We start from the raw sequence: 18,673 nt of genomic DNA, 5'->3' as shown, positions 1-18,673 counted from the left end.
GTATATCACGACGACCGCTCGTCAAATGACGGGCTGGGGATAGCGGGCTAAGAGAGTTTCTTGCCCGCGCGCACGTTGCGCATGTGCTCCTTGAGCGCCTCGTCAGAGCCGAGCTTCTTGCGGAGGTTCTGCGCGCGCTTCTTGCCGAGCGCGACGGCGCCTGGGTCTTTTGCCATAGCGAAATTCTAACATGCTCTAACGGCAAATCCCCGCGTCAGCGAAGTGCGCCTAGTGCACCGTCTCTTCCCCGATGACGATTACCTGGCTCGTATCGGGAGGGGTGCTGTCGTTGCACGCGCACGGTATTCCTTCGCCGCAGGCGCATCCCGGCTCATCATCGTACGGCTTGTCGGGATGGTTCTCGCAAACCCATCCGACGCCGCGGCATGTAGGGCAGTTGTCTTTCATGGAGGCGTGTCCCGTGTCTTCGGCGGTCCTGACTTTTCTTCTTCCTGCAATTCCTGCTTGGCCCGCTCTTCGAACTCTTTGTCCCTCCCTTCAGGAAAGCCGGCGAGCTTCCACAGCTCATAAACGCGGCGTGCGATGTCTCGTTCTGTGGGTTCGCTCATCACGCCACTCTCGTGGGCACGGTCCCGCAGGGGTCCTTGGGGGGCGGAGAATGCGGGACCGTGCAGGGCTGCGGGGGGCGCCGCGGCCCATGGCTATGGCCGGCGATGAAGCGGGCCAGTTCCGTTAAAGAGGATGCTTGCCCCATCGGGACGCCTCCGCAGCGCGCCTTCGGCGAGCGCGTTCCAGTCGGCGGCGAGCTTCAGCCATGCCTGCCTGTCGAGCTCGTACCTGGCCTGCTCGGCGCAGGCGCGGCACTCGTGCGCCATCGCGCGGTAGCGTCCGACGTTCTGGTCGGACATCCATTTGGGACCGTCCGCGACGCGGAGCTCGATCGGCGCCTCGGAGGGGGCCGTCATGTCGGCCGCCGCAGTTCGGGCGACGCGAGCCATCTATCTCTGCGCGTAGCCGCTTCGATCTGGCTGACGCGGCGCATGAGTAGGTCGCGGTACGCTTCGGAAGGGGATTTCTCCGCCTCCTCTAGGAGGCGCTGCGCCTCTTCGTCGAGGCGCTCCTGGTAGGTCTTATCGCGATTGACGCGGATATGCAGGCCCATGACGGCTGTTCCTTTCCCTGCGAGGAAGGCTGAGCGCGACAAAGCGGTTTCGTCGTATGCGAAGGGGTAGCGCGCAAATGTGCGCCTAAAATCGGCAAAGCGCGAATCATTTTTCTAGGCACGGGTGGTCATTTTTTAGGCTTCGACGGATGCGCTAGGGGCCTTTCCCTTTCATCCATTGCGCTCACCGCGCGCCCTTGCCCTTCTCCGGGGGATGCATCCGCTCGCCGCCGAACGCCTCGCGGAATATCTCGGCGTGCTCCTCTTCGGCGAACATGAAGACCTGGTACCGCTTATGCTCGCGCGCCACTGAATGCCCGTGCCGGGACAGCGACAGGCCGCGCTCATCGCAGAAACTCCGCAGCCACCGGTAGTTCGGGCCCGTGCACTTCCACTCTTCGAGCGCGACCCAATAGGGGTGAGCCCCCTCCGCGCGGCCGAATATGCGCTTGAAGATGCTCACCCGGAGTGCCGCTCTGCAAAACCTGCGGCGATGCGATAGAGATGTGCCATGATGATACGCGCCCAGCGGTAGGTAGCCGCTGGGCGCGAAAAGGTTTCATGGGAAGGAAAATATTTCTTGCATCGCTCCCGCCTGAACGGGGCAGGCCGTGAAACGCTGTGTAGCCTGTCAGAAGGGACGGAAACGGTTCCAAACGATAAAGGCCCCACATCAGGGCCTTGCTCGTGTCTGGCAACCTTTTAAGGCTTATGCCTCCGGGGTCGATCGGAGGAATTTGTCGACCGCCATTATGCCTCCCGTAATGAAGCCGATCAGAGCCGAGAGGCTCAAGAACACGAGCGCCGTTCGCAGCTCCGTCCAGCTCTGGATGCCGCTTAGGCTGGTCAGAGTGGCGGCACTGGCGAACGCTCCCGCAATGCCTCCGCGCGTAAACCGCATGAGCACGGACTTCCCCAGATTGAATGTCTCTTCCATGTGAATTTAAAATGATGGGTAATCGAAGCGCAGGGCGCTCCTTCAGAAAGCGTAGCACGTCCTATTATTTGCCCGTCAGGTAGTACTTGGCGAGCCGCAGGCCGTTGGCGATAAGGAGCGATACGCTTGCCTGCTCTATGGCGTACTTCTCCGCGAAAAAGAGCGACGGGTCGATGCTTCCGGTCGCGTCGTTGCTGTCGAGCTTGTAGCCGGACCCGTCCACGCGATAGAGGCCCATGTGGGTATGCGGGCCGGTCGAAAAGCCGGTGTTGTTGCCAATCATGAGCAGCTCGCCGAGCTTCGGCTGGTAGTTCTCCTTCACCAGCACCTTCTTGCCGTGGCAGAGCCATATTCGGGCGTAGCAGAGCATGCCGCTTACGTAGATCGGGTCGATGGAGACTGTCCGTCATCAAAACATTTGGCGCAAAGAGCGGCGAGATTTAGCGGAGAGCGGGCCTCATTTGTTGGTTGATGTTAAGCGGCGATTTTGCGGTGGAGCAAGCGCCGATATTTGATTGTCTGTCGTTTGATCCTTTCACGCTGTTTGATGATGGATTGTGCACGTCCGAAGTAGACGTCGGCGGGTGTGACGTTGCCGATGCCCTCGTGATAACGGCGATGATTGTAATGCTCGATGAATGCCTCGATCTGACACTCGAGATCGCCGGGCAGGAAGTAGTTCTCGAGCAGGATGCGGTTCTTGAGGGTTTGATGCCATCGCTCGATCTTGCCTTGGGTTTGCGGATGCAGCGGTGCGCCGCGGATATGGCTCATGCCGTTGGCATCGATCCATTCGGCAAGCTCGGCGGCGATGTAACTGGGACCATTGTCGCTGAGCAGTCTGGGCTTGTGCAACACCTTGGTGTTGTCGCAGCCTGAAGCTGCAAGGGCCAGTTCGAGCGTATCGGTGACGTCCTCGGCGCGCATGGTCGAGCACAGCTTCCAGGCAATGACATATCGAGAGAAGTCATCGAGTACGGTGGACAGATACACCCACCCCCAGCCGATGATCTTGAAGTAGGTGAAGTCGGTCTGCCACATCTGGTTGGGTGCTGTCGTCTTGTCTTTGAACTCATCAGCCGCCTTGACCACAATGAAGGCTGGGCTGGTGATGAGATCGTGGGCCTTGAGCAGGCGATAGACACTGGCTTCGGAGACGAAGTAGCGCTTCTCATCGGTAAAGCGCACTGCCAGTTCGCGCGATGAAAGTTCGGATTGCTCCAGCGCCATCTCGATGATCTGACCCTGGATATCGGCATCGATGCGGTTCCACACGCGACCTGGCCGGGAAGGACGATCTTCCAACGCTTCCGGCCCGCCCTCAAGGTAACGGTCATACCAGCGATAGAAGCTTCGACGTGCAATGCCCAGTTTGTCGAGTGTCTTCTTCGCCGGCAGATGCGATTGCTCGACGAGCCTGATGATCTCAAGCTTTTCGGATGCGGGATATCTCATTCGCCTTCGCCCCCATCCGCGATCATGCTTTTTTTGAGCAGACGGTTCTCCAGCGTCAGATCGGCAACCACCTCCTTCAGGGCATGCGCCTCACGGCGAAGGTCTTGCACTTCACCACTTGTCGCAGCTCGCGCCGTATCACCGGCCAGCCGCCGCTTGCCTGCCTCCATGAACTCCTTCGACCAGACGTAGTAAAGGCTCTGAGCGATCCCTTCCTTGCGGCACAGTTCAGCGATGCTGTCTTCACCGCGCAAGCCATCAAGCACAATCCGGATTTTATCTTCCGCCGAGAAATGGCGCCGGGTGGCGCGGCGAATGTCTTTGACAACCCGTTCGGCAGAACTTTTCCTGCTGCGAGACTTCGTAGTCATGTTCGTTCCTTCGTCATCGACGAGAACCGAACTCTCCTTAAATCATACCTTCAATTCTGTGCCATAGGCGCTGATCCCGGACAGTCTATCCTAGCCTCTATCGACCACTCCTCCGGCGCTCGGTCTCTAAGCGTGGTGCCGTAATCGACGCGGGTCATGCTTCCCAGGTCCGTGCGCAGATTCCGCGCCGCGTCCACTACGATATTCGAGCGCAGGATGCCGAGAATGGACTGGTCCTTGAGCGTGAGGTCGTCGTTGCGGCCCTCGATGAGGTCGTAGAGCGTAGACACGCCGGCAACGGCCTTGGCGATATTGTCCTCTGTGGATAAGTCCTTGCGCACGTCGGCCACTATCGTGATCGACATGCCGATGCCGTGCTCGTCCTCGGCGTTGGTGAGCGGGCCCACGCGGGTCTCGCGCTTGGAGATGATGGCGCAGGGGAGATTGCTCACAGGCAGGCGTATCGGCTCGCCCTGATAGAAGGCTTTTAGAGCGGACGTGTTCGTTTTGATGAGGTCTATGTATTTCTTAATGATGGGATCGGTGTAGGTAGCCATAGTTATTTGCGCATCGACTGCTGGATGTACTCCTGGAAGTATCTCACGATCGTGGCCTTTTGGTTTGGCTCCAATCCCATCATTGGACGACGCGGCAGGCGGCCGCTGCGCCCCTGCTTGCTCTGGTGATACTTAAACCACGGCGCCGTGTTGTAGACCACCGCCTGGTCGCTCTGCACGATGCTTTGGAAGCTGTTCTGCATGCGCCCGGTGCGGATGAGCGGTCCCGAGAAATAGCCGAGCCGCGCCTTCTCCGCGACGGTGGCCGGCGAGAGGCGCTTCCACCGCTCCCCGATCGCGCGGCCCTGGGTGCTGAACACGTCCCTGGAGAACGTGCGCTTCAGATACTCCGCCGAGCTGTTGAAGGGCTGGCGGTAGTCGCTCAAAGACGCGCCCAATCCGATAAGCACGCGGGAAAGGCTCTTATCGCCTTCTATCGACCATTCGATCTGAAAATTCGCCATATGAAAAATCTAAATCGAACCGCCACGCACAATATGCAGTAGGAGCGGGGAACACCCTTGAAGGATAGCCAAAGCGGTAGATGGTGTGCTCGGCACTTCGTCATATTAGAACCGGTCACTCATGGAGAAATGCGCCTCGTCGGTATCCTCGTCATCCGGATAGCCGGCCAAGACGCCGGTATCAGTCTGCCGGCCAAGCTCGGCGCCGTCCGCGCCGAGGAGGAGCTGCCTGCCGATCTGGATCGCCTTCAGAAGCGCGCGCGCCTCGCCGAGCCACTTCACGCCCTCGCTGTCCTTGCCGAACTCCTCGTAGTCGATGTAGCCGGCCGTCATCAGCTCGCAGATGTAGGAGAGGAGGGGCGGTACCTCGGAGAGCGGCAATGTGTATCGTGAAACGATGGCGCTGTTGATCTCGTTCTCTGCCTGCTTGCGCTTCATCTCCATGCGGAAGTCGGAGTAGAGCGGATTGCCTGCCAGGCCCGCGTGCTTGCGGATCGCCCACAGCGAGGCGTAGCGCTTGGTCTCATCGGCAAGCGCGGCCTCCGAGTCGCCTATCGCGGTCTCGTCGCCGGTAGCGCTATTGTAATACGTCGCCTTGAAATACGTCGCAGTGCTCCCGGTGTACTCGAAGACCGTGCCTTGCGGGTCGTCGACTTGGATATCCTTCGGGCTGCCGTCAGACGTAAGCTCGAGGTATGATCCATCGGCGCTCGTCGAGCCGTAGAACTTGCGCTGGTTGAACCGGTACAGCGTCACGGGCTCGCCCTTCTGATGGTTGAACTTGAGCGTGCCCACGGTGACCTGCGACGGGCCGCCTACCACCTCGGTTATCTGCTGGAGCTCCGCGAGCTCGCTGCCCTCGCGGCCGATGACGACGTACGCGGACTCTGAAAAGCCGTCGCTGCTCTCCACGGCGAGCGTGACGCTCGAGCCGGCCGCCGCGTCAGCCGAGAGGCGCGTGACCTCCGTCTTTATGAAAGGCTCGGTGACGGCTAGGAGGGTGCGCATGCTGGTTAGAGGATTGTCCTGTCGTTCTTCGTGGCGAGCGGCGTGGGATCGTCCTGCGCCCTCGATTGTAGCACGGCGCGGTCCGCCCTCGAGGTCAGGAGGGTTATGCCCTTACGCATCTTCGTGACGAAGCGGCCCAGGAAGGTGCCCTCCGCCGTCACCGTCTCGGCAAGGGCGCGGACGTCGGTGCCGTTGAGGCGCTCCGTGGTGCGGCTCTTCCACTGGTAGGTGACGCCGAGCGATACGGTCTTCTGGCCGAGGCGCGGGTTGATGAACGCGAGGAGCGCGTCGCGGCCCCAGATGTCGGACATGCTGTCGGCCTGGCCCTCCTTGGAGGTGTTCTTCTTGGCGGCGCCGATGATGACGCGGTCGACTTCGAAGAAGCGCGCGAGCAGGTCGGCCGTCAGGATGCCGAGCTGCGAGTACTTGACGCGCTCGACGAGGGCCGGGTGGTCTGCGAGCTCGTTAAAGACCTTCTTGGAGAGCATCAGCGTATTAGGATCGACCATGATGCTGTCGCGGATCGTCTCGGCGGCGTCCTTGATGGCCTTCTTCGGGTCGGAGTTGGGGTCCGACCACTGGCTGATGCCGGAGAGGGTGGTGTTCTGCGTGATGGTGCTGGTGCTGGTGAGCATGGCCGCGACTTCGATCTCGCGGGAGACGAAGTGCCTCTCGGTCACGTTCTCGGTCGCATCGACGTACGGGTCTTCGTGCGAAGCATGGTCGGCTCGGCCGGGAGCGCGGAGGTAATGGCCTCGGATGAGTAGATGTGCCCGGTGAAATAGTTGTAGACGCCCTTCGCCTGCTCGAGCGAGCCTCCCATGTCGATGATGTTGCGTAGCTGCAGGAACCACTTAACAAAGCCAAGGGCGCCGAGCAGCTTTGATTTGCCGCCGCCGCGCGGGCCTTTCATGATGAAGCGGGTCGTCGGCCGGCCCTGCATGTCCTGCTGCAGCCACAGGCAGGCGAAAATGACGCGCAGTTTCTTGGGGAAGCGCATCGACGGATCGACGAGGCGCATCAGGGTAATGGGCTTGGTGCCGAACCGCCGCCGGATGTCCTCGGGGCTACCGAGTATGGCCGTCTTGGCCTTGCGCAGCGCTTCTAAGTAGCTCTGCTTCTGCGATAGCGGTGGTGAGGATTGCATATATCTCGTCTCGCCGCTCCTGCGGGAGCGGGGCGAGCAGCTCGCGGATGTCGTCCATCGCGAAGCGCTCGGTCACGTCGCGCGTCTTGTCGATGATGCGGCCGCGCAGCTTGTTGTACTCCTTGATGCCGGAAAGGCTGAGCTCGCCGTCGTCCACCTGCATGATGTGCTCGGCAAGGCGCGCGTCGACCACATTGTCTTTGAGAAGCTCATTGAGCAAGACGCGGACCCGAGCAATGACCTCAGGAATTCTGAGGAGCCGGGCGGCTTCTGTCGCGCAAACTGCGCACGCGCGATCGTATTCGCTCGGAAGCTTTTTGAGCTTCTTGCCCTCGCCCTCGTACTCAGGCTCGCGCGACAGCTCGTCGAGCTTGTAGCCATACGCCAGCCCGTAGGAGAGTGTACCGTTGCCGAACGTGCTGCTGTTCTGAGTGATGTATTGGCAGAAGAGCTCGCGCTTCATAACAAGGTCGCTCTCTTGCTCGGGAGCGGTCGGCTTCTTTTTCTTCGCCATGAGCCTTATCGTAGCACGCGCGGCCTTATTCTGTGGCCGTTGCGGTCGACGACGCGGCCGCACTCGCAGATGTACCTGTTCGATACGAACGCGTTGAGGAAGCGCAGCGGGAAACACGTCCAGGTCCCGCAGTCGGGGCACCGCTTGCCGTTAGCGCGCAAGCGCCTTTTTTCTGAGAAATTATCAATCTTCATACCGAGATTGTCGCATAGCATTCTCACTATAGCCGTCCGTTGCCGCCTCGAGTCGGCCTGTAGCGGTCCTCCTCCCTCGGTAATCGCTTCATCTCGTATTGGCCGTCATACATTCCGCCGCCCCGGTGTGTGATGATGTGGAGCGGCGTGGCCGTCTCTGCCAGAAGCCTGCGTAGGTTCTTGATGTGTATCTGTATGATATTGCTTGTCACCTCGAACTCCTTGCGCTCAGGGCCGCGCCTGAGCAAGTTGAACAGTGCCTTGCTTGAGACCCGACCGCGCTCATGGAGACCGACGAAGAGAATCCACTGCGACGGCGTCGCTTTCCTTCGAAGCGCCGGATAGTGCTTCTCGAGGACCTGCGAGTCGGTCTTGAGCGGCAGCGCTTCGAAGCGGAACGTTTGCGGAAGCTCCTCGAAGTACGCCAAGAGGGCGTAGCCGGCCTTCTCGGGCAGCTGGCGCAGCAGCTCTTTCTTCGGAATCTCTACGATTATCATGCGTCCTGGCGTTTGGCTTTCTTCCGCGCTACGGCGCGCGCACGCGCCGTACCCTGCTGCCGCTCCACCCGCGCCGCGATGGCGTCCTTGCGGAAATCCTTCTCGAACTCCGCTGCCTTCTTTACGTCGCGCATATACCTGCCGCGCTCCAACGCTACCTTCTTCCGGCGCTCATGCCGGTTTCCTGCTATATACGGGATGCCGTTCTTGTCTTTTTGGATCATAGAGATATTTATTTTGTGCGCTTCGCCTTGCCGCCCTTCGCGCCCGCTTTCACTGCGCGCGCCGGATCATTTGCGAAGTTGCCGGAATTGGTCTTCTTGCCCTGAGCCCGCCCGCCGCGAGCGGCGACCTCGCGCAGCTTCTCCGGACTCATGCACGCGAAGCCCCGTAGTTGCTTAGCCATAAATTTCGAGTTCTTTTAAATCCTGGAAGATCGCGAGGAATATTCCCGGAATGAAAAATAATGCAGTCACCCATATCCCGTGTGCCTCCGGGCCCGTGTTGAAGTAGGAGACATGACTCCAACTTGCGTACATGAGCGCGCCGATTAGGAAGGTTCGCATATTAATTATCCCACCGGGTAATCTTGCGCCCCTGGCCGTCCTTGAAGTTGCCGGAGAGAACGAAGATCCAGTCGACCAGTACCCACGGCGCCGATACCAGCATGCCGATGCCCGAGAGGGTAAATAGGAGCTGGACTATCCCGGTGCCTATCTTCCCGACGTAGAACCGGTGCGCGCCGAACATGCCCAGGAAGAACGCGAGCAGGAAGGTGACCAGGCGGGACTTGCGGCTAGCGGGTTGGTAGAAATAATCGGGACCCCGGCTCGGCGAGTACTCAGTTGAATGCATAAATTATGTGGTTGCTAAATAATAATGCCCTGCGAACCTAGCGCCAGTATAGCACACGACCGCTCGTTAAGCGCGGCTATGGGGATAAGTGTGGGGAGAGGGGGATAGGTGCGCTGGCTGGAGCGGACCGGGTGCTGATCCATCACGCGACCGTGCGCGGGCCCTTAGGAACACTCTTCGGCCCGGTGAGGTTTGCTGTCATCAATCATGCATGGAGCGCGGCAATGGCATTCCCCGACGATAACGAGCCTCCTAGGCGGACGAGCAATGTGAGGCGCGTCAGCAACAGCACGACCGCGTTGGCTGCCGGAGGCGCAATAATCGCGCTGCTGATCGGCCTGTCTTGGTTCTACGGCGGGCGCAGCGCGCCGACTACTGATACCCCGAATACCCCTGCGCAATCCGAGCCGCAGAGATGAGGTAAGCGAGGTTTCGCGCACAACGAAAGCCGCCAGACCATGACGGGCGCTGACGGCTTCCTTCGGCACCTAACTAATGGCTTACGGCAGGATGTCGCTCTTGCCGGGCGTGGCATGCTTGATGCTCTCCCCGCTCTTCTTTTCCTTATCGGATAGGTGCTTATCCGCTTCGTCGGTCAGCTGTTCCATAGTCTTGCCGAGGGTCTCCTTGGGATCATCCTTCGGCTCTCCGGCCGGGGGGAACTCCGTCCTGCTGCTCATGATCGTCTCCTTTTTGAGAGGCCTTATGGCGACAACGGCTGCGCGCCGCATGCGTTCCTCAAGATAACAGCGCGGCCTGCGGCGATAAGCTCTGGAACGATTTGAACATCCGCCGAACGGCTGGCTACAGCGGCGCAACTGCAATCTCAATACGCGGCTTCTGCTTGTCGTAGGCGAGAGCGACCGTGACCTGCCGTATGTGGCTGTCGTCGTCGTAGGCGATGCCGTTGACGATGTAAGCCATCACTTCCATTGCCCCGCGCATTTCGGGCACAGCGCTTCCGAGCGGCGGAGTATCGAAATCATGCACAGCTTGCAGAGGGAAAAGCGCCACGCCTTGAGGTCGTTGTAGCATTCCGAGCAGTAGCGGCGCTTTTGCTTTGGCTCCTCAGGCGCCTTCTTCGGCTTTGGGCGGTGGCGCGGTCGCATTATTGTTTGGGAGCTGAAATACCGCCTAACAGGGCCGTATATTTGGCCTCGACTTCGGCCGCTTCTTCCCTCGACCATTTCTTCGGGATGCGGAATTGCCTGTCCAACTCTTGACAGATGCCGTGGCCGAACTTCTGCTCAAGGTACAGCCCGTACAGGTCAAGCTCGCCGCTGTTGTGCCTGTTGCATCGGCCGCACTGGCCGTTGAGATTGCGCTCGTCCCACCACACCATATTGCCGCCGAGCGTCTGGTTCACCTTGTCGCTCGTGTGCTTGTAGTGCCCCGCCTCGGTGGTGGGAGTGCGCCGCCCGTCCATGAGGCAGGTAACGCACCACGGGTCGCGCTTGCGGATATACCCGAGGTTGCGGGCGACAGACCACCAAAGAAGAAGTTCAAGTCTTATCCGATAGGCTTCTTTCACATCGACATCGCCGAAGTGCAGACGGCCGAAGGCAAACTCTATCTGTTCGTCGCTATCGATCGCACGAGCAAATTCGCGTTCGTGCAGTTGGTCGAGAGCGCCAACCGTGTGGCCGCCTCAGACTTCCTGGTCGCGTTGATTGCCGCCGTTCCTTACAAGATTCACACGATCCTGACGGACAACGGCATTCAGTTCCGTTTCGCGCCACGCTACGCCGATGGCCCAACCGCCCGCTACATGACACACATGTTCGACATGCGATGCCGCGAGAACGGCATCGAGCATCGCTTCACCAAAATCAATCATCCGTGGACCAATGGTCAGGTCGAGCGAATGAACCGCACTATCAAGGAAGCCACCGTCAAACGCTATCACTACGACAGCCACTACCAACTGCGACGCCATCTCGCTGATTTCGTCGACGCTTACAATTTCGGTCGAAGGCTGAAAACCCTCAAAGGCCTCACGCCTTACGAGTTCATCTGTAAATGCTGGACAAGCGAACCGAAGCGATTCAAACTAAACCCGCTCCAGAAAATGCCGGGACCAAACACCTAGATCGGCACCAGACTACGAATCTGGGGGTCAGGAGTTCGAATCTCTTCGGGCGCGCCATCTGTTAAAATAGCAATTGGCAACGAGCCCCACTGTCTCCCATTGCAGAGCGGGCTAGCCGCCACCCAGCCCCTTACGATCGCAAGAACTGGACAGGCCGCTATCCACCCAATCTCGGTCTTTGTGGGTTCACGGCCTAGTTCCACTGAAGGACGCCCGACGCAAGTCCCGTGAGGAACGAAGGGACGGACGATCTGCGAAGGTTACCAGATGGGCTGCCAAGCCCGTTTCGAGTCAATGCAACGTCCGACCTTGTGAGACCCGATACAGCACCACCGCCCTCCGGGGCGGCGAGTGCCAACAGGTCCTTGAAACCCTCAGGGGCAGCCGCGAGAGCTTCTGTAAATTACAGATCCTGAGCCTAAGTATTCTTGTTACGCCGGCGTTGCGGCATCGGGGGTGTCGGCCCAGTGAATCGTTCGGAAAGGGCTTCGACGAGAAAATCGATGAAGACCCGCAACTTGTAAGGCAGGTATCTCGCGGGCGGGAACATCGCGTGGACGGACATCTCGGGCGCGCGATAGTCACTCAGCACTTCCTGCAGCCTGCCGTCGCGGAGGCAGGATTCGACGATGAAGGTTGGAAGCAGAGTGATCCCGCGCCCTTCAAGCGCGGCGTCCCGCAACACCTCTCCGTTGTTGCTACATAGACTCCAATTCACCGGCACCCAATGATCGCCGTCCGTGCCGGTGAGCTTCCATTGTGACTTGGTCGCCAGATAGCCGTAATTGAGGCAGGTGTGGTCCCGCAGATCCCGAGGATGTTGGGGAATACCGGCCTGCTCCAGATAGCCAGGCGACGCACAGATTACCCTTGATGCAGATGCGATCTGGTGGGTGACGAGATTTGGGGGCGGCGTATCGGTCAAGCGGATCGTGACGTCGAACCCCTCTTGAACGGTATCGAGTTGTTGATCGGTGAGGACCAACTGAATCTGAAGGGCGGGATGGTGTGCCATGAACTGGCCGATCAAACGTCCGAGGAACATTGTCCCGAACGACATGGGCGCGTTGACGCGCAGCAGGCCGCGGGCTTCGACCTGGAACTGCGAAACCGAGGTTTCGGCGTCTTCGATTTCGGCGAGGATCGCGAGGCAACGCTCATAATAACGGTGGCCAACTTCGGTTGGCGTAGCGCTCTGCGTGGTTCGGTTAAGCAGTTGGACGCCGAGTTCGATCTCAAGATCGATCACATATTTGCTGACGGCAGACCGCGACAACCTCAACTCTCTCGCGGCCTCGCTGAAGCTGCCATGGATCACCACCTTGGTGAACGCCTTCATATTGGTCAGTTTGTCCAAATGCGCCTCCGCAGTCCTGAGCCATCGGCTTCCTAAAGGTCAGGAGCCTTGGCCGTGGCGCCCGTTTGTCCTCAATTCGTAGACAAGTGCGTCATAAGATTCCATATTGTCAATACATTGGAACGCCGATATCGTCGCGTGCGTGATGCAGAGTGATGTATTCGCAAGACGATGCATCGTTTGGATGCGAACAATAAAGCGATTTTCTCAAGTAAATAGTGAGTAAACTATACGCGATCGGCAACGTTAATCTAAAATTCATGTCGCCATGACTGTCCAGTCGACCGAAGAGAGCGAGTGTTTTTGAAATAATAGTGCTTGACGACGGGTAATAAAATGACTGAAATATTTCCCTTTTCGACCACAGGTGCGCCGCTCAAAAGCGCCAAGGTGGCCGTCATTTTCGTCCACGGACGTGGTGCCGCTGCGGAAAGCATGTTCGGGCTTGCCGACATCTTCGAGCAACCCGATATCGCCTATTGCGCACCGCAAGCGCCAGACGGCTCCTGGTATCCCGCTTCGTTTCTGGCGCCGCTCGACCGCAACGATCCTTACCTATCCAATTCGCTCGCCACGATCGGTAATGTCGTCACCAATCTGGGTGGGCTCGGGTTTAGTCCGGAGCGAATAGGCCTGCTCGGCTTTTCGCAAGGCGGATGCCTGGCGCTCGAATTTGCCGCACGCAATGCGCGCCGATATGGCGCCGTCATCGGTTTGAGCGCGGGCCTAATGGGTCCAGAGGGGATATCGAGAAAGTATTCCGGGTCCCTTGCCAACACACCGGTCTTTCTAGGGTGCTCCGACAACGATTTCCACATCCCGGTCGAACGGGTCCGCGAAAGCAGCCGCGTGCTCTCGGCACTGGGTGGCGATGTCGTCGAGAAAATCTATCCGCACATGGGCCATGAGATCAACGACGACGAAGTCGGTCAGGTCCGTGCTCTTTTGTCCAACCTCGTCGCAGCGTCCCCATCCCGTGGTTCTTTGCGCGCGACGTGCACATAGTCAACCAGCCCCGGGTCACTAACGGAGAACCGAATATGAGCAAGCTTACCGAGCTCCTGACTCCTCAAAACAGCCAGGTCATCTTCATCGATCAACAGCCGCAAATGGCCTTTGGGGTTCAGTCGATCGACCGCCAAGTGCTGAAGAACAATGTCGTCGGCCTTGCCAAGGCGGCCAAGGCCTTCAACATTCCGGCGACCATCACAACGGTTGAGACCGAATCCTTTTCGGGTCACACGTATCCCGAACTGCTGGCGGTGTTCCCCGACAACCAGCTCCTCGAACGCTCGTCGATGAACTCCTGGGACGACCAGAATGTTCGCGATGCATTGGCGAAAAACGCCAAGGACGGCCGCAAGAAGATCGTCTGCTCCGGCCTGTGGACCGAGGTCTGCAATATGACCTTCGCGCTCTCGTGCATGCACGACACGGACTACGAGATCTATATGGTCGCAGATGCCTCGGGCGCCACCAGTGCTGACGCCCAGAAATACGCCATGGATCGCCTAGTGCAGGCCGGTGTCGTGCCTGTGACCTGGCAGCAGGTCCTGCTGGAATGGCAGCGCGACTGGGCCCGCAAGGAGACTTACGACGCCGTCATGAATATCGTGAAGGAGCATTCCGGCGCCTACGGCATGGGCGTCGATTATGCCTATACCATGGTGCACAAGGCGCCCGAGCGCGTGAGGCACGGCGAGCGTGTCGACCCGAACCCCGCAAAATAGCCATCGCCGGTCACTTCTCTGGCCTGTCGTTATGGGCCGGCCAGAGAAGAAAGGGCGACGCTCATCAAAGGGTTCGCATTTCTATTTCGAACGCGGGTTGGAGCTTCGGGCCGATTATCAGAGGAATTATCCCATGAAACTCTATCTCATATCGCTCGGAGCCGGCCTTCTGGTCGGCGTGGTCTACAGCCTTCTGGGTGTGCGCTCCCCCGCCCCGCCCGTCGTGGCGTTGATCGGCCTGCTGGGAATGCTCGTTGGCGAACAGGTCATCCCGGTCGGAAAGCAATTGCTGGCCGGCACGGCGTTCGCATCGGCCTGCAATAAAACAGGCGCGACAACGCATGTGTTCGGGCAGCTTCCGGGCCGGCAGGTCGCGCAGCCATCCGATCTGCCAAACGACAAGAGCTGCTGACGGGTGCTTGTTGCACCCTTTGGACCGCATACCGAGCAACCCCAGCGTTCTCTGGCTTTATCGGTATAAAGCATGATCAATATTCATTCGGGAGAGACCGCAATGACTGCTGATACAATCATCCACAACGCACAGATCACCACGCTCGACCGGAGCAATCCTGTTGCCAGCGCTGTCGCCATCAAGGATGGCAAATTTGTTGCTGTCGGTGATGACAAGGAGATCTTGCCTCTCGCCGACGCGAACACAAAGTTGATCGATCTCAAAGGCCGGCGCCTGCTGCCCGGTTTGATCGACAATCACACGCACGTCGTGCGCGGTGGTCTCAATTACAATATGGAATTGCGCTGGGACGGCGTCCGCTCGCTGGCTGATGCCATGGAGATGCTGAGGCGCCAGGTCGCCATCACGCCGGCTCCGCAATGGGTCCGGGTGGTCGGCGGATTCACCGAGCACCAGTTCGCCGAAAAGCGCCTGCCGACCATCAACGAAATCAATGCGGTTGCGCCGGATACCCCGGTTTTCTTGCTGCATCTCTACGATCGTGCGCTGCTGAATGCCGCGGCACTGCGGGCGGTTGGTTACACCAAGGATACGCCTGAACCGCTCGGTGGCGAAATCACGCGTGACGCCAATGGCAACCCGATCGGCCTGCTTCTCGCCAAGCCGAATGCCGCCATCCTCTACGCCACATTGGCCAAGGGACCGACCTTGCCGTTCGACTATCAGGTCAACTCGACGCGGCATTTCATGCGTGAGTTGAATCGCCTGGGCGTCACCGGCGTGATTGATGCAGGCGGGGGCTTTCAGAACTATCCTGAAGATTATGCCGTCATCCAGAAACTGTCTGACGCCAATCAGCTCACGGTGCGCCTCGCCTATAATCTGTTCACGCAGAAGCCCAAGGAAGAGAAGGAGGACTTTCTCAACTGGACGTCTTCCGTGCAATATAAGCAGGGTAACGACTATTTCCGTCACAACGGCGCGGGCGAGATGTTAGTCTTCTCGGCAGCGGATTTCGAGGATTTCCGTCAACCGCGCCCCGATATGCCGCCCGAAATGGAAGGCGAACTGGAAGAGGTCGTGCGAATTCTCGCGCAAAATCGCTGGCCGTGGCGTTTGCATGCAACCTATGACGAGACGATCTCGCGCGCCCTCGACGTGTTCGAGAAGGTCAACAAGGACATCCCGCTTGAAGGCCTGAACTGGTTCTTCGACCATGCGGAGACCATCTCGGAAAAGTCGATGGATCGCATTGCCGCCCTCGGCGGCGGCGTCGCGGTGCAGCATCGCATGGCCTATCAGGGCGAATATTTCGTCGAGCGCTATGGCGCTGGCGCTGCTGAGGCGACACCGCCGATCGCACAGATGCTCAAGAAGGGCATGAAAGTTTCGGCCGGCACGGATGCAACACGCGTGGCGTCTTACAATCCCTGGGTGTCCTTGAGCTGGATGATCACCGGCAAGACGGTCGGCGGTATGCAGATCTATCCTCGCCGTAACTGCCTCGACCGGGAAACCGCCCTGCGCATGTGGACAGAGAACGTTACCTGGTTCTCCAACGAAGAAGGCAAAAAGGGCCGGATCGCGACAGGGCAATTCGCGGACCTGATCGTGCCCGACAAGGACTTTTTCGCCTGCGCGGAAGACGAGATTTCCTTCCTGACGTCCGATCTGACGATGGTGGGTGGCAAGATTGTCTATGGTGCCGGCAACTTCGCCAAGCTCGATGACAATCCGGTGCCGCCGGCCATGCCGGATTGGTCGCCGGTTCGCACCTTCAAGGGCTATGCCGCGTGGGGCGAACCGGAGGGTGCCGGTAAGAATTCGCTGCATCGGGCGGCTATTTCGTCTTGCGGATGCGCCTCCTCCTGCGGGGTCCATGGCCATGATCATGCCAGCGCCTGGGGATCGAAACTGCCGATCTCGGACCTCAAGAGCTTTTGGGGCGCGCTGGGCTGCTCCTGCTGGGCGGTATGAGATGACCCCGCCGCCCAACGTTACCCGGTCGATCACCACGAATTGGCGGCGATCGTTCGGCCGTTCTTCGGGGCGCCCGCCATACGGTGGTTCGCCTATCTCGCCTTGTGCGCCGCCTATATCCAGGGTCCCGTGACCAAGATTCTGGATTTCGACAGCGCCATCGCCGAGATGGCCCATTTCGGATTGTCACCCGCCCCTGTCTTCGCCGTGATGGTGATCACGTTCGAATTGGTGGCCAGTGCAATGGTTCTGTTCAGCCGTTGGCGCTGGCTCGCGGCGCTTGCGCTGGCTGGTTTCACACTGCTGGCGACGTTCGTCGCGCTGCGCTTTTGGGAAATCCCGGTCGGTCAGGGGCGGATGATGGCGATGAACACCTTCTTCGAGCATCTCGGCCTCGTCGGCGGGTTCGTTCTGGTTGCCATAGACGATCTCGCTGGAACGAAAGACGCAAGACATGAGCGAAGTTCTTAAGCGTCTCGTTGTGTCCGACATCGATGCTCGCCGCCCGGCGACCACCGATACACAAACACAGGTCGCTCGTAACCGCCTCGGCAAGACCGATCGGATAACAAGCGCCGATCAGCAGTTTGAGCCCTTACCGTTCCGGCATGGAGCGCTGTTTGCTAGGCGTTTTTCTTGTGTTGCTTTGGCTGTGTGTTGTCTGACGCTCGGCACCGCCGCGATGGCGCAGGAGAGCAATTCGAAAGGCGCTGCCCAAAACGACCCCTTCGATGCACTAAAGAACATCCCGCTGTCTTCGGACCGCGCCGTCTACATCGACTTCGGCGGGCAATTTCGCGTCCGATCCGAGTTTTCCGATCACCCGATTTTCGGGCTTGGCACGCCCGAACACAATGACGGCCTGCTGCTGCGCACCTTCCTGTCGGCCGATCTGCATCTCGGGCCAAATGTCCGGGCGTTTGTCCAACTAGGTAGCGGGTTGGTGCCGGTTTGGAATGGGACGCCATCCGGGACGCAGCTCGATCGCCTCGACCTGATGCAAGGCTATGGCGAACTCACGGTTCCGGCCAGCGCCGGGAGCGTCATGGTGCGCGCCGGGCGACAGGAAATGAGCTTCGGCTCATCACGCCTCGTGTCCGTGCGCGAGAGTCCCAATATCCGGCGCTCTTTTGATGGCGTTCGCGCCGCCTGGATCGGATCGGCGGGTACGCGTATCGACGCCTTCTACACGCGCCCGGTTGTTCCGCAGGCGGGTGTATTCGACGACAGCGCCGATCCTGGCCAGGCTTTCTGGGGCGTCTATGCCACGAGCCATGTTCCGGGCGTCAGTGTGCTCAAATTCGATCTCTATTACCTCGGCCTCGATCACGACAACGCCAAATTTGCTCGAGGTGTCGCCGACGAACATCGCCACACCGTAGGCGGGCGCCTTTTCGGCAAGGCCAATGATTTCGACTGGAACCTCGAAGGCGCCTACCAATTCGGCACCTTCGGCCAGGACAACATCAGCGCCTGGACGGTGTCGGCCGATCTTGGCTACACAGTGCGGAACTTGCCGTTCTCACCGCGCTTCGGTCTCAACGCCGATGTGATCAGCGGCGATCAAAATCTGAAGGGCGGCACGCTCGGCACCTTCAATCCGCTGTTTCCGAAGCTGCCGTATTTCTCGGAAGCGAACTTGGCAGCGCCGGCCAACCTCATCGACATTCAGCCGAATGTGACGCTGGCCCTGTCGAAGGATGTCAGCCTCAATGCGGGCTGGAATCCACTCTGGAAGGAGACGGAAGCCGATGCGTTTTACGGCGGGCCCGCGGTGGCCCCGATCAAGGGAACCGCTGGCGGTAAAGGCCGATATATCGGTCAGCAGGTTTCAACGACGATTGAGTGGAAACCGGCCAAGCATCTGAGCTTCGGCGGCACTTTTGTGAACTATACCCCCGGCCGAAGAATTCGGGATGCTGGCGGCACATCCGGATCGTTCGCCGTCGCGTGGGCAACACTATCATTCTAATCCAACAG

The 18,673-nt window shown here is 59.4% G+C and carries 28 protein-coding genes and 1 pseudogene; 7 read left to right on the top strand and 22 right to left on the bottom strand.

All coding sequences use genetic code 11. From position 1 onward, the window contains the following. Positions 1-47: 47 nt before the first annotated feature. From ACM561_RS13875 to ACM561_RS13775, 21 genes are all read right to left on the bottom strand, one after another. Positions 48-176, bottom strand: a complete 129-nt coding sequence (locus ACM561_RS13875) for a hypothetical protein (RefSeq protein ID WP_425905738.1) — start codon at positions 174-176, stop codon at positions 48-50. A gap of 228 nt (positions 177-404) precedes the next feature. Continuing rightward, positions 405-569 (bottom strand): DUF2934 domain-containing protein, encoded by a 165-nt coding sequence (locus ACM561_RS13870; protein WP_425905737.1) that lies wholly within the window; start codon positions 567-569, stop codon positions 405-407. 93 nt (positions 570-662) lie between these two features. Next, positions 663-926: a hypothetical protein gene (locus ACM561_RS13865; protein ID WP_425905735.1), complete on the bottom strand. Its 264-nt coding sequence runs from the start codon at positions 924-926 to the stop codon at positions 663-665. Next, entirely contained in the window at positions 923-1,123 is a 201-nt protein-coding gene (locus tag ACM561_RS13860; protein WP_425905734.1) for a hypothetical protein, read from the bottom strand. The genes ACM561_RS13865 and ACM561_RS13860 overlap by 4 nt, the downstream gene beginning before the upstream one ends. 184 nt (positions 1,124-1,307) lie before the next feature. Continuing rightward, a complete protein-coding gene (locus ACM561_RS13855) occupies positions 1,308-1,586 on the bottom strand; it encodes a hypothetical protein (RefSeq protein ID WP_425905733.1) in 279 nt (92 codons plus the stop codon). 246 nt (positions 1,587-1,832) lie between these two features. Next, positions 1,833-2,060 (bottom strand): hypothetical protein, encoded by a 228-nt coding sequence (locus ACM561_RS13850; RefSeq protein WP_425905731.1) that lies wholly within the window; start codon positions 2,058-2,060, stop codon positions 1,833-1,835. 64 nt (positions 2,061-2,124) lie between these two features. Beyond that, positions 2,125-2,430: a hypothetical protein gene (locus ACM561_RS13845; RefSeq protein WP_425905730.1), complete on the bottom strand. Its 306-nt coding sequence runs from the start codon at positions 2,428-2,430 to the stop codon at positions 2,125-2,127. Positions 2,431-2,534: 104 nt separating this feature from the next. After that, a protein-coding gene (locus ACM561_RS13840) for an IS3 family transposase (RefSeq protein WP_425905397.1) occupies positions 2,535-3,886 on the bottom strand; the annotation gives its coding sequence in 2 pieces (ribosomal slippage) (positions 2,535-3,550 and positions 3,550-3,886; 1,353 coding nt in all). A gap of 50 nt (positions 3,887-3,936) precedes the next feature. Next, positions 3,937-4,443, bottom strand: coding sequence for a hypothetical protein (locus tag ACM561_RS13835; protein WP_425905728.1), 507 nt, complete (start codon positions 4,441-4,443; stop codon positions 3,937-3,939). Between the two features lie 2 nt (positions 4,444-4,445). Next, positions 4,446-4,907 carry a phage virion morphogenesis protein gene (locus tag ACM561_RS13830; protein WP_425905726.1) on the bottom strand — a complete coding sequence of 154 codons (462 nt, stop codon included), beginning with the start codon at positions 4,905-4,907 and terminating at the stop codon, positions 4,446-4,448. A 105-nt stretch (positions 4,908-5,012) separates the two neighbouring features. Then, positions 5,013-5,915, bottom strand: coding sequence for a phage protein Gp36 family protein (locus ACM561_RS13825; RefSeq protein ID WP_425905724.1), 903 nt, complete (start codon positions 5,913-5,915; stop codon positions 5,013-5,015). Positions 5,916-5,920: 5 nt separating this feature from the next. After that, positions 5,921-6,595 carry a hypothetical protein gene (locus ACM561_RS13820; protein ID WP_425905723.1) on the bottom strand — a complete coding sequence of 225 codons (675 nt, stop codon included), beginning with the start codon at positions 6,593-6,595 and terminating at the stop codon, positions 5,921-5,923. Beyond that, a complete protein-coding gene (locus ACM561_RS13815; protein WP_425905721.1) occupies positions 6,592-6,936 on the bottom strand; it encodes a hypothetical protein in 345 nt (114 codons plus the stop codon). Before ACM561_RS13815 ends, ACM561_RS13820 begins: the two co-directional genes overlap by 4 nt. Positions 6,937-6,982: 46 nt before the next feature. Further along, positions 6,983-7,576 (bottom strand): hypothetical protein, encoded by a 594-nt coding sequence (locus ACM561_RS13810; protein ID WP_425905720.1) that lies wholly within the window; start codon positions 7,574-7,576, stop codon positions 6,983-6,985. Between the two features lie 220 nt (positions 7,577-7,796). Beyond that, on the bottom strand, positions 7,797-8,267 hold the full coding sequence (locus ACM561_RS13805; protein WP_425905719.1) for a helix-turn-helix domain-containing protein: 471 nt from the start codon (positions 8,265-8,267) through the stop codon (positions 7,797-7,799). Then, positions 8,264-8,491, bottom strand: a complete 228-nt coding sequence (locus tag ACM561_RS13800) for a hypothetical protein (protein WP_425905717.1) — start codon at positions 8,489-8,491, stop codon at positions 8,264-8,266. Before ACM561_RS13800 ends, ACM561_RS13805 begins: the two co-directional genes overlap by 4 nt. Before the next feature lie 8 nt (positions 8,492-8,499). Continuing rightward, positions 8,500-8,643 (bottom strand): KGG domain-containing protein, encoded by a 144-nt coding sequence (locus tag ACM561_RS13795; protein WP_425905715.1) that lies wholly within the window; start codon positions 8,641-8,643, stop codon positions 8,500-8,502. 191 nt (positions 8,644-8,834) lie between these two features. Next, on the bottom strand, positions 8,835-9,122 hold the full coding sequence (locus tag ACM561_RS13790) for a TM2 domain-containing protein (protein ID WP_425905713.1): 288 nt from the start codon (positions 9,120-9,122) through the stop codon (positions 8,835-8,837). A gap of 500 nt (positions 9,123-9,622) precedes the next feature. Beyond that, positions 9,623-9,802 (bottom strand): hypothetical protein, encoded by a 180-nt coding sequence (locus tag ACM561_RS13785; RefSeq protein ID WP_425905712.1) that lies wholly within the window; start codon positions 9,800-9,802, stop codon positions 9,623-9,625. A gap of 124 nt (positions 9,803-9,926) precedes the next feature. Beyond that, positions 9,927-10,136, bottom strand: coding sequence for a hypothetical protein (locus ACM561_RS13780; protein ID WP_425905710.1), 210 nt, complete (start codon positions 10,134-10,136; stop codon positions 9,927-9,929). 94 nt (positions 10,137-10,230) lie between these two features. Then, positions 10,231-10,548: a recombination protein NinG gene (locus ACM561_RS13775; RefSeq protein WP_425905708.1), complete on the bottom strand. Its 318-nt coding sequence runs from the start codon at positions 10,546-10,548 to the stop codon at positions 10,231-10,233. 18 nt (positions 10,549-10,566) lie between these two features. Here ACM561_RS13775 and ACM561_RS13770 point away from each other — a divergent pair. Then, positions 10,567-11,211, top strand: a pseudogene (locus tag ACM561_RS13770) (integrase core domain-containing protein); the annotation flags it as partial. A gap of 418 nt (positions 11,212-11,629) precedes the next feature. Here the strand turns inward: ACM561_RS13770 and ACM561_RS13765 are convergent. After that, positions 11,630-12,568 (bottom strand): LysR substrate-binding domain-containing protein, encoded by a 939-nt coding sequence (locus ACM561_RS13765; protein WP_425905707.1) that lies wholly within the window; start codon positions 12,566-12,568, stop codon positions 11,630-11,632. Between the two features lie 336 nt (positions 12,569-12,904). Between ACM561_RS13765 and ACM561_RS13760 the strand changes: the two genes are divergently transcribed. The 6 genes from ACM561_RS13760 (at position 12,905) to ACM561_RS13735 (ending at position 18,665) form a co-directional block, all read left to right on the top strand. Next, a complete protein-coding gene (locus ACM561_RS13760) occupies positions 12,905-13,573 on the top strand; it encodes an alpha/beta hydrolase (protein ID WP_425905705.1) in 669 nt (222 codons plus the stop codon). A gap of 35 nt (positions 13,574-13,608) precedes the next feature. Next, positions 13,609-14,298, top strand: a complete 690-nt coding sequence (locus ACM561_RS13755) for a hydrolase (RefSeq protein WP_425905703.1) — start codon at positions 13,609-13,611, stop codon at positions 14,296-14,298. Between the two features lie 133 nt (positions 14,299-14,431). Further along, positions 14,432-14,710 carry a XapX domain-containing protein gene (locus ACM561_RS13750; RefSeq protein ID WP_425905701.1) on the top strand — a complete coding sequence of 93 codons (279 nt, stop codon included), beginning with the start codon at positions 14,432-14,434 and terminating at the stop codon, positions 14,708-14,710. 102 nt (positions 14,711-14,812) lie between these two features. Further along, the gene (locus tag ACM561_RS13745; protein ID WP_425905700.1) at positions 14,813-16,690 is read left to right on the top strand and encodes an amidohydrolase; all 1,878 of its coding nucleotides are present in this window, start codon (positions 14,813-14,815) and stop codon (positions 16,688-16,690) included. A gap of 42 nt (positions 16,691-16,732) precedes the next feature. Further along, positions 16,733-17,164 carry a DoxX family protein gene (locus tag ACM561_RS13740; RefSeq protein WP_425905699.1) on the top strand — a complete coding sequence of 144 codons (432 nt, stop codon included), beginning with the start codon at positions 16,733-16,735 and terminating at the stop codon, positions 17,162-17,164. Next, a complete protein-coding gene (locus ACM561_RS13735) occupies positions 17,148-18,665 on the top strand; it encodes an alginate export family protein (RefSeq protein ID WP_425905698.1) in 1,518 nt (505 codons plus the stop codon). The genes ACM561_RS13740 and ACM561_RS13735 overlap by 17 nt, the downstream gene beginning before the upstream one ends. The last annotated feature ends 8 nt before the right edge of the window (positions 18,666-18,673 follow it).

It is taken from the genome of Nitrobacter sp. TKz-YC02 (assembly GCF_049852135.1).
Classification (GTDB): Bacteria; Pseudomonadota; Alphaproteobacteria; order Rhizobiales; family Xanthobacteraceae; genus Nitrobacter; species Nitrobacter vulgaris.
Note: the sequence above shows the minus strand (reverse complement) of the source record. Positions and strands in the feature narration are given on the sequence as shown.

What these genes read in the sequence shown, in the direction of transcription:
- ACM561_RS13875 (WP_425905738.1), bottom strand. Translation starts at nt 176, where the DNA reads ATGGCAAAAGACCCAGGCGCCGTCGCGCTCGGCAAGAAGCGCGCGCAG.
- ACM561_RS13870 (WP_425905737.1), bottom strand. Translation starts at nt 569, where the DNA reads ATGAGCGAACCCACAGAACGAGACATCGCACGCCGCGTTTATGAGCTG.
- ACM561_RS13865 (WP_425905735.1), bottom strand. Translation starts at nt 926, where the DNA reads ATGACGGCCCCCTCCGAGGCGCCGATCGAGCTCCGCGTCGCGGACGGT.
- ACM561_RS13860 (WP_425905734.1), bottom strand. Translation starts at nt 1,123, where the DNA reads ATGGGCCTGCATATCCGCGTCAATCGCGATAAGACCTACCAGGAGCGC.
- ACM561_RS13850 (WP_425905731.1), bottom strand. Translation starts at nt 2,060, where the DNA reads ATGGAAGAGACATTCAATCTGGGGAAGTCCGTGCTCATGCGGTTTACG.
- ACM561_RS13845 (WP_425905730.1), bottom strand. Translation starts at nt 2,430, where the DNA reads ATGCTCTGCTACGCCCGAATATGGCTCTGCCACGGCAAGAAGGTGCTG.
- ACM561_RS13835 (WP_425905728.1), bottom strand. Translation starts at nt 4,443, where the DNA reads ATGGCTACCTACACCGATCCCATCATTAAGAAATACATAGACCTCATC.
- ACM561_RS13830 (WP_425905726.1), bottom strand. Translation starts at nt 4,907, where the DNA reads ATGGCGAATTTTCAGATCGAATGGTCGATAGAAGGCGATAAGAGCCTT.
- ACM561_RS13825 (WP_425905724.1), bottom strand. Translation starts at nt 5,915, where the DNA reads ATGCGCACCCTCCTAGCCGTCACCGAGCCTTTCATAAAGACGGAGGTC.
- ACM561_RS13815 (WP_425905721.1), bottom strand. Translation starts at nt 6,936, where the DNA reads ATGCGCCTCGTCGATCCGTCGATGCGCTTCCCCAAGAAACTGCGCGTC.
- ACM561_RS13810 (WP_425905720.1), bottom strand. Translation starts at nt 7,576, where the DNA reads ATGGCGAAGAAAAAGAAGCCGACCGCTCCCGAGCAAGAGAGCGACCTT.
- ACM561_RS13805 (WP_425905719.1), bottom strand. Translation starts at nt 8,267, where the DNA reads ATGATAATCGTAGAGATTCCGAAGAAAGAGCTGCTGCGCCAGCTGCCC.
- ACM561_RS13800 (WP_425905717.1), bottom strand. Translation starts at nt 8,491, where the DNA reads ATGATCCAAAAAGACAAGAACGGCATCCCGTATATAGCAGGAAACCGG.
- ACM561_RS13795 (WP_425905715.1), bottom strand. Translation starts at nt 8,643, where the DNA reads ATGAGTCCGGAGAAGCTGCGCGAGGTCGCCGCTCGCGGCGGGCGGGCT.
- ACM561_RS13790 (WP_425905713.1), bottom strand. Translation starts at nt 9,122, where the DNA reads ATGCATTCAACTGAGTACTCGCCGAGCCGGGGTCCCGATTATTTCTAC.
- ACM561_RS13785 (WP_425905712.1), bottom strand. Translation starts at nt 9,802, where the DNA reads ATGAGCAGCAGGACGGAGTTCCCCCCGGCCGGAGAGCCGAAGGATGAT.
- ACM561_RS13775 (WP_425905708.1), bottom strand. Translation starts at nt 10,548, where the DNA reads ATGGACGGGCGGCGCACTCCCACCACCGAGGCGGGGCACTACAAGCAC.
- ACM561_RS13760 (WP_425905705.1), top strand. Translation starts at nt 12,905, where the DNA reads ATGACTGAAATATTTCCCTTTTCGACCACAGGTGCGCCGCTCAAAAGC.
- ACM561_RS13755 (WP_425905703.1), top strand. Translation starts at nt 13,609, where the DNA reads ATGAGCAAGCTTACCGAGCTCCTGACTCCTCAAAACAGCCAGGTCATC.
- ACM561_RS13750 (WP_425905701.1), top strand. Translation starts at nt 14,432, where the DNA reads ATGAAACTCTATCTCATATCGCTCGGAGCCGGCCTTCTGGTCGGCGTG.
- ACM561_RS13745 (WP_425905700.1), top strand. Translation starts at nt 14,813, where the DNA reads ATGACTGCTGATACAATCATCCACAACGCACAGATCACCACGCTCGAC.
- ACM561_RS13735 (WP_425905698.1), top strand. Translation starts at nt 17,148, where the DNA reads ATGAGCGAAGTTCTTAAGCGTCTCGTTGTGTCCGACATCGATGCTCGC.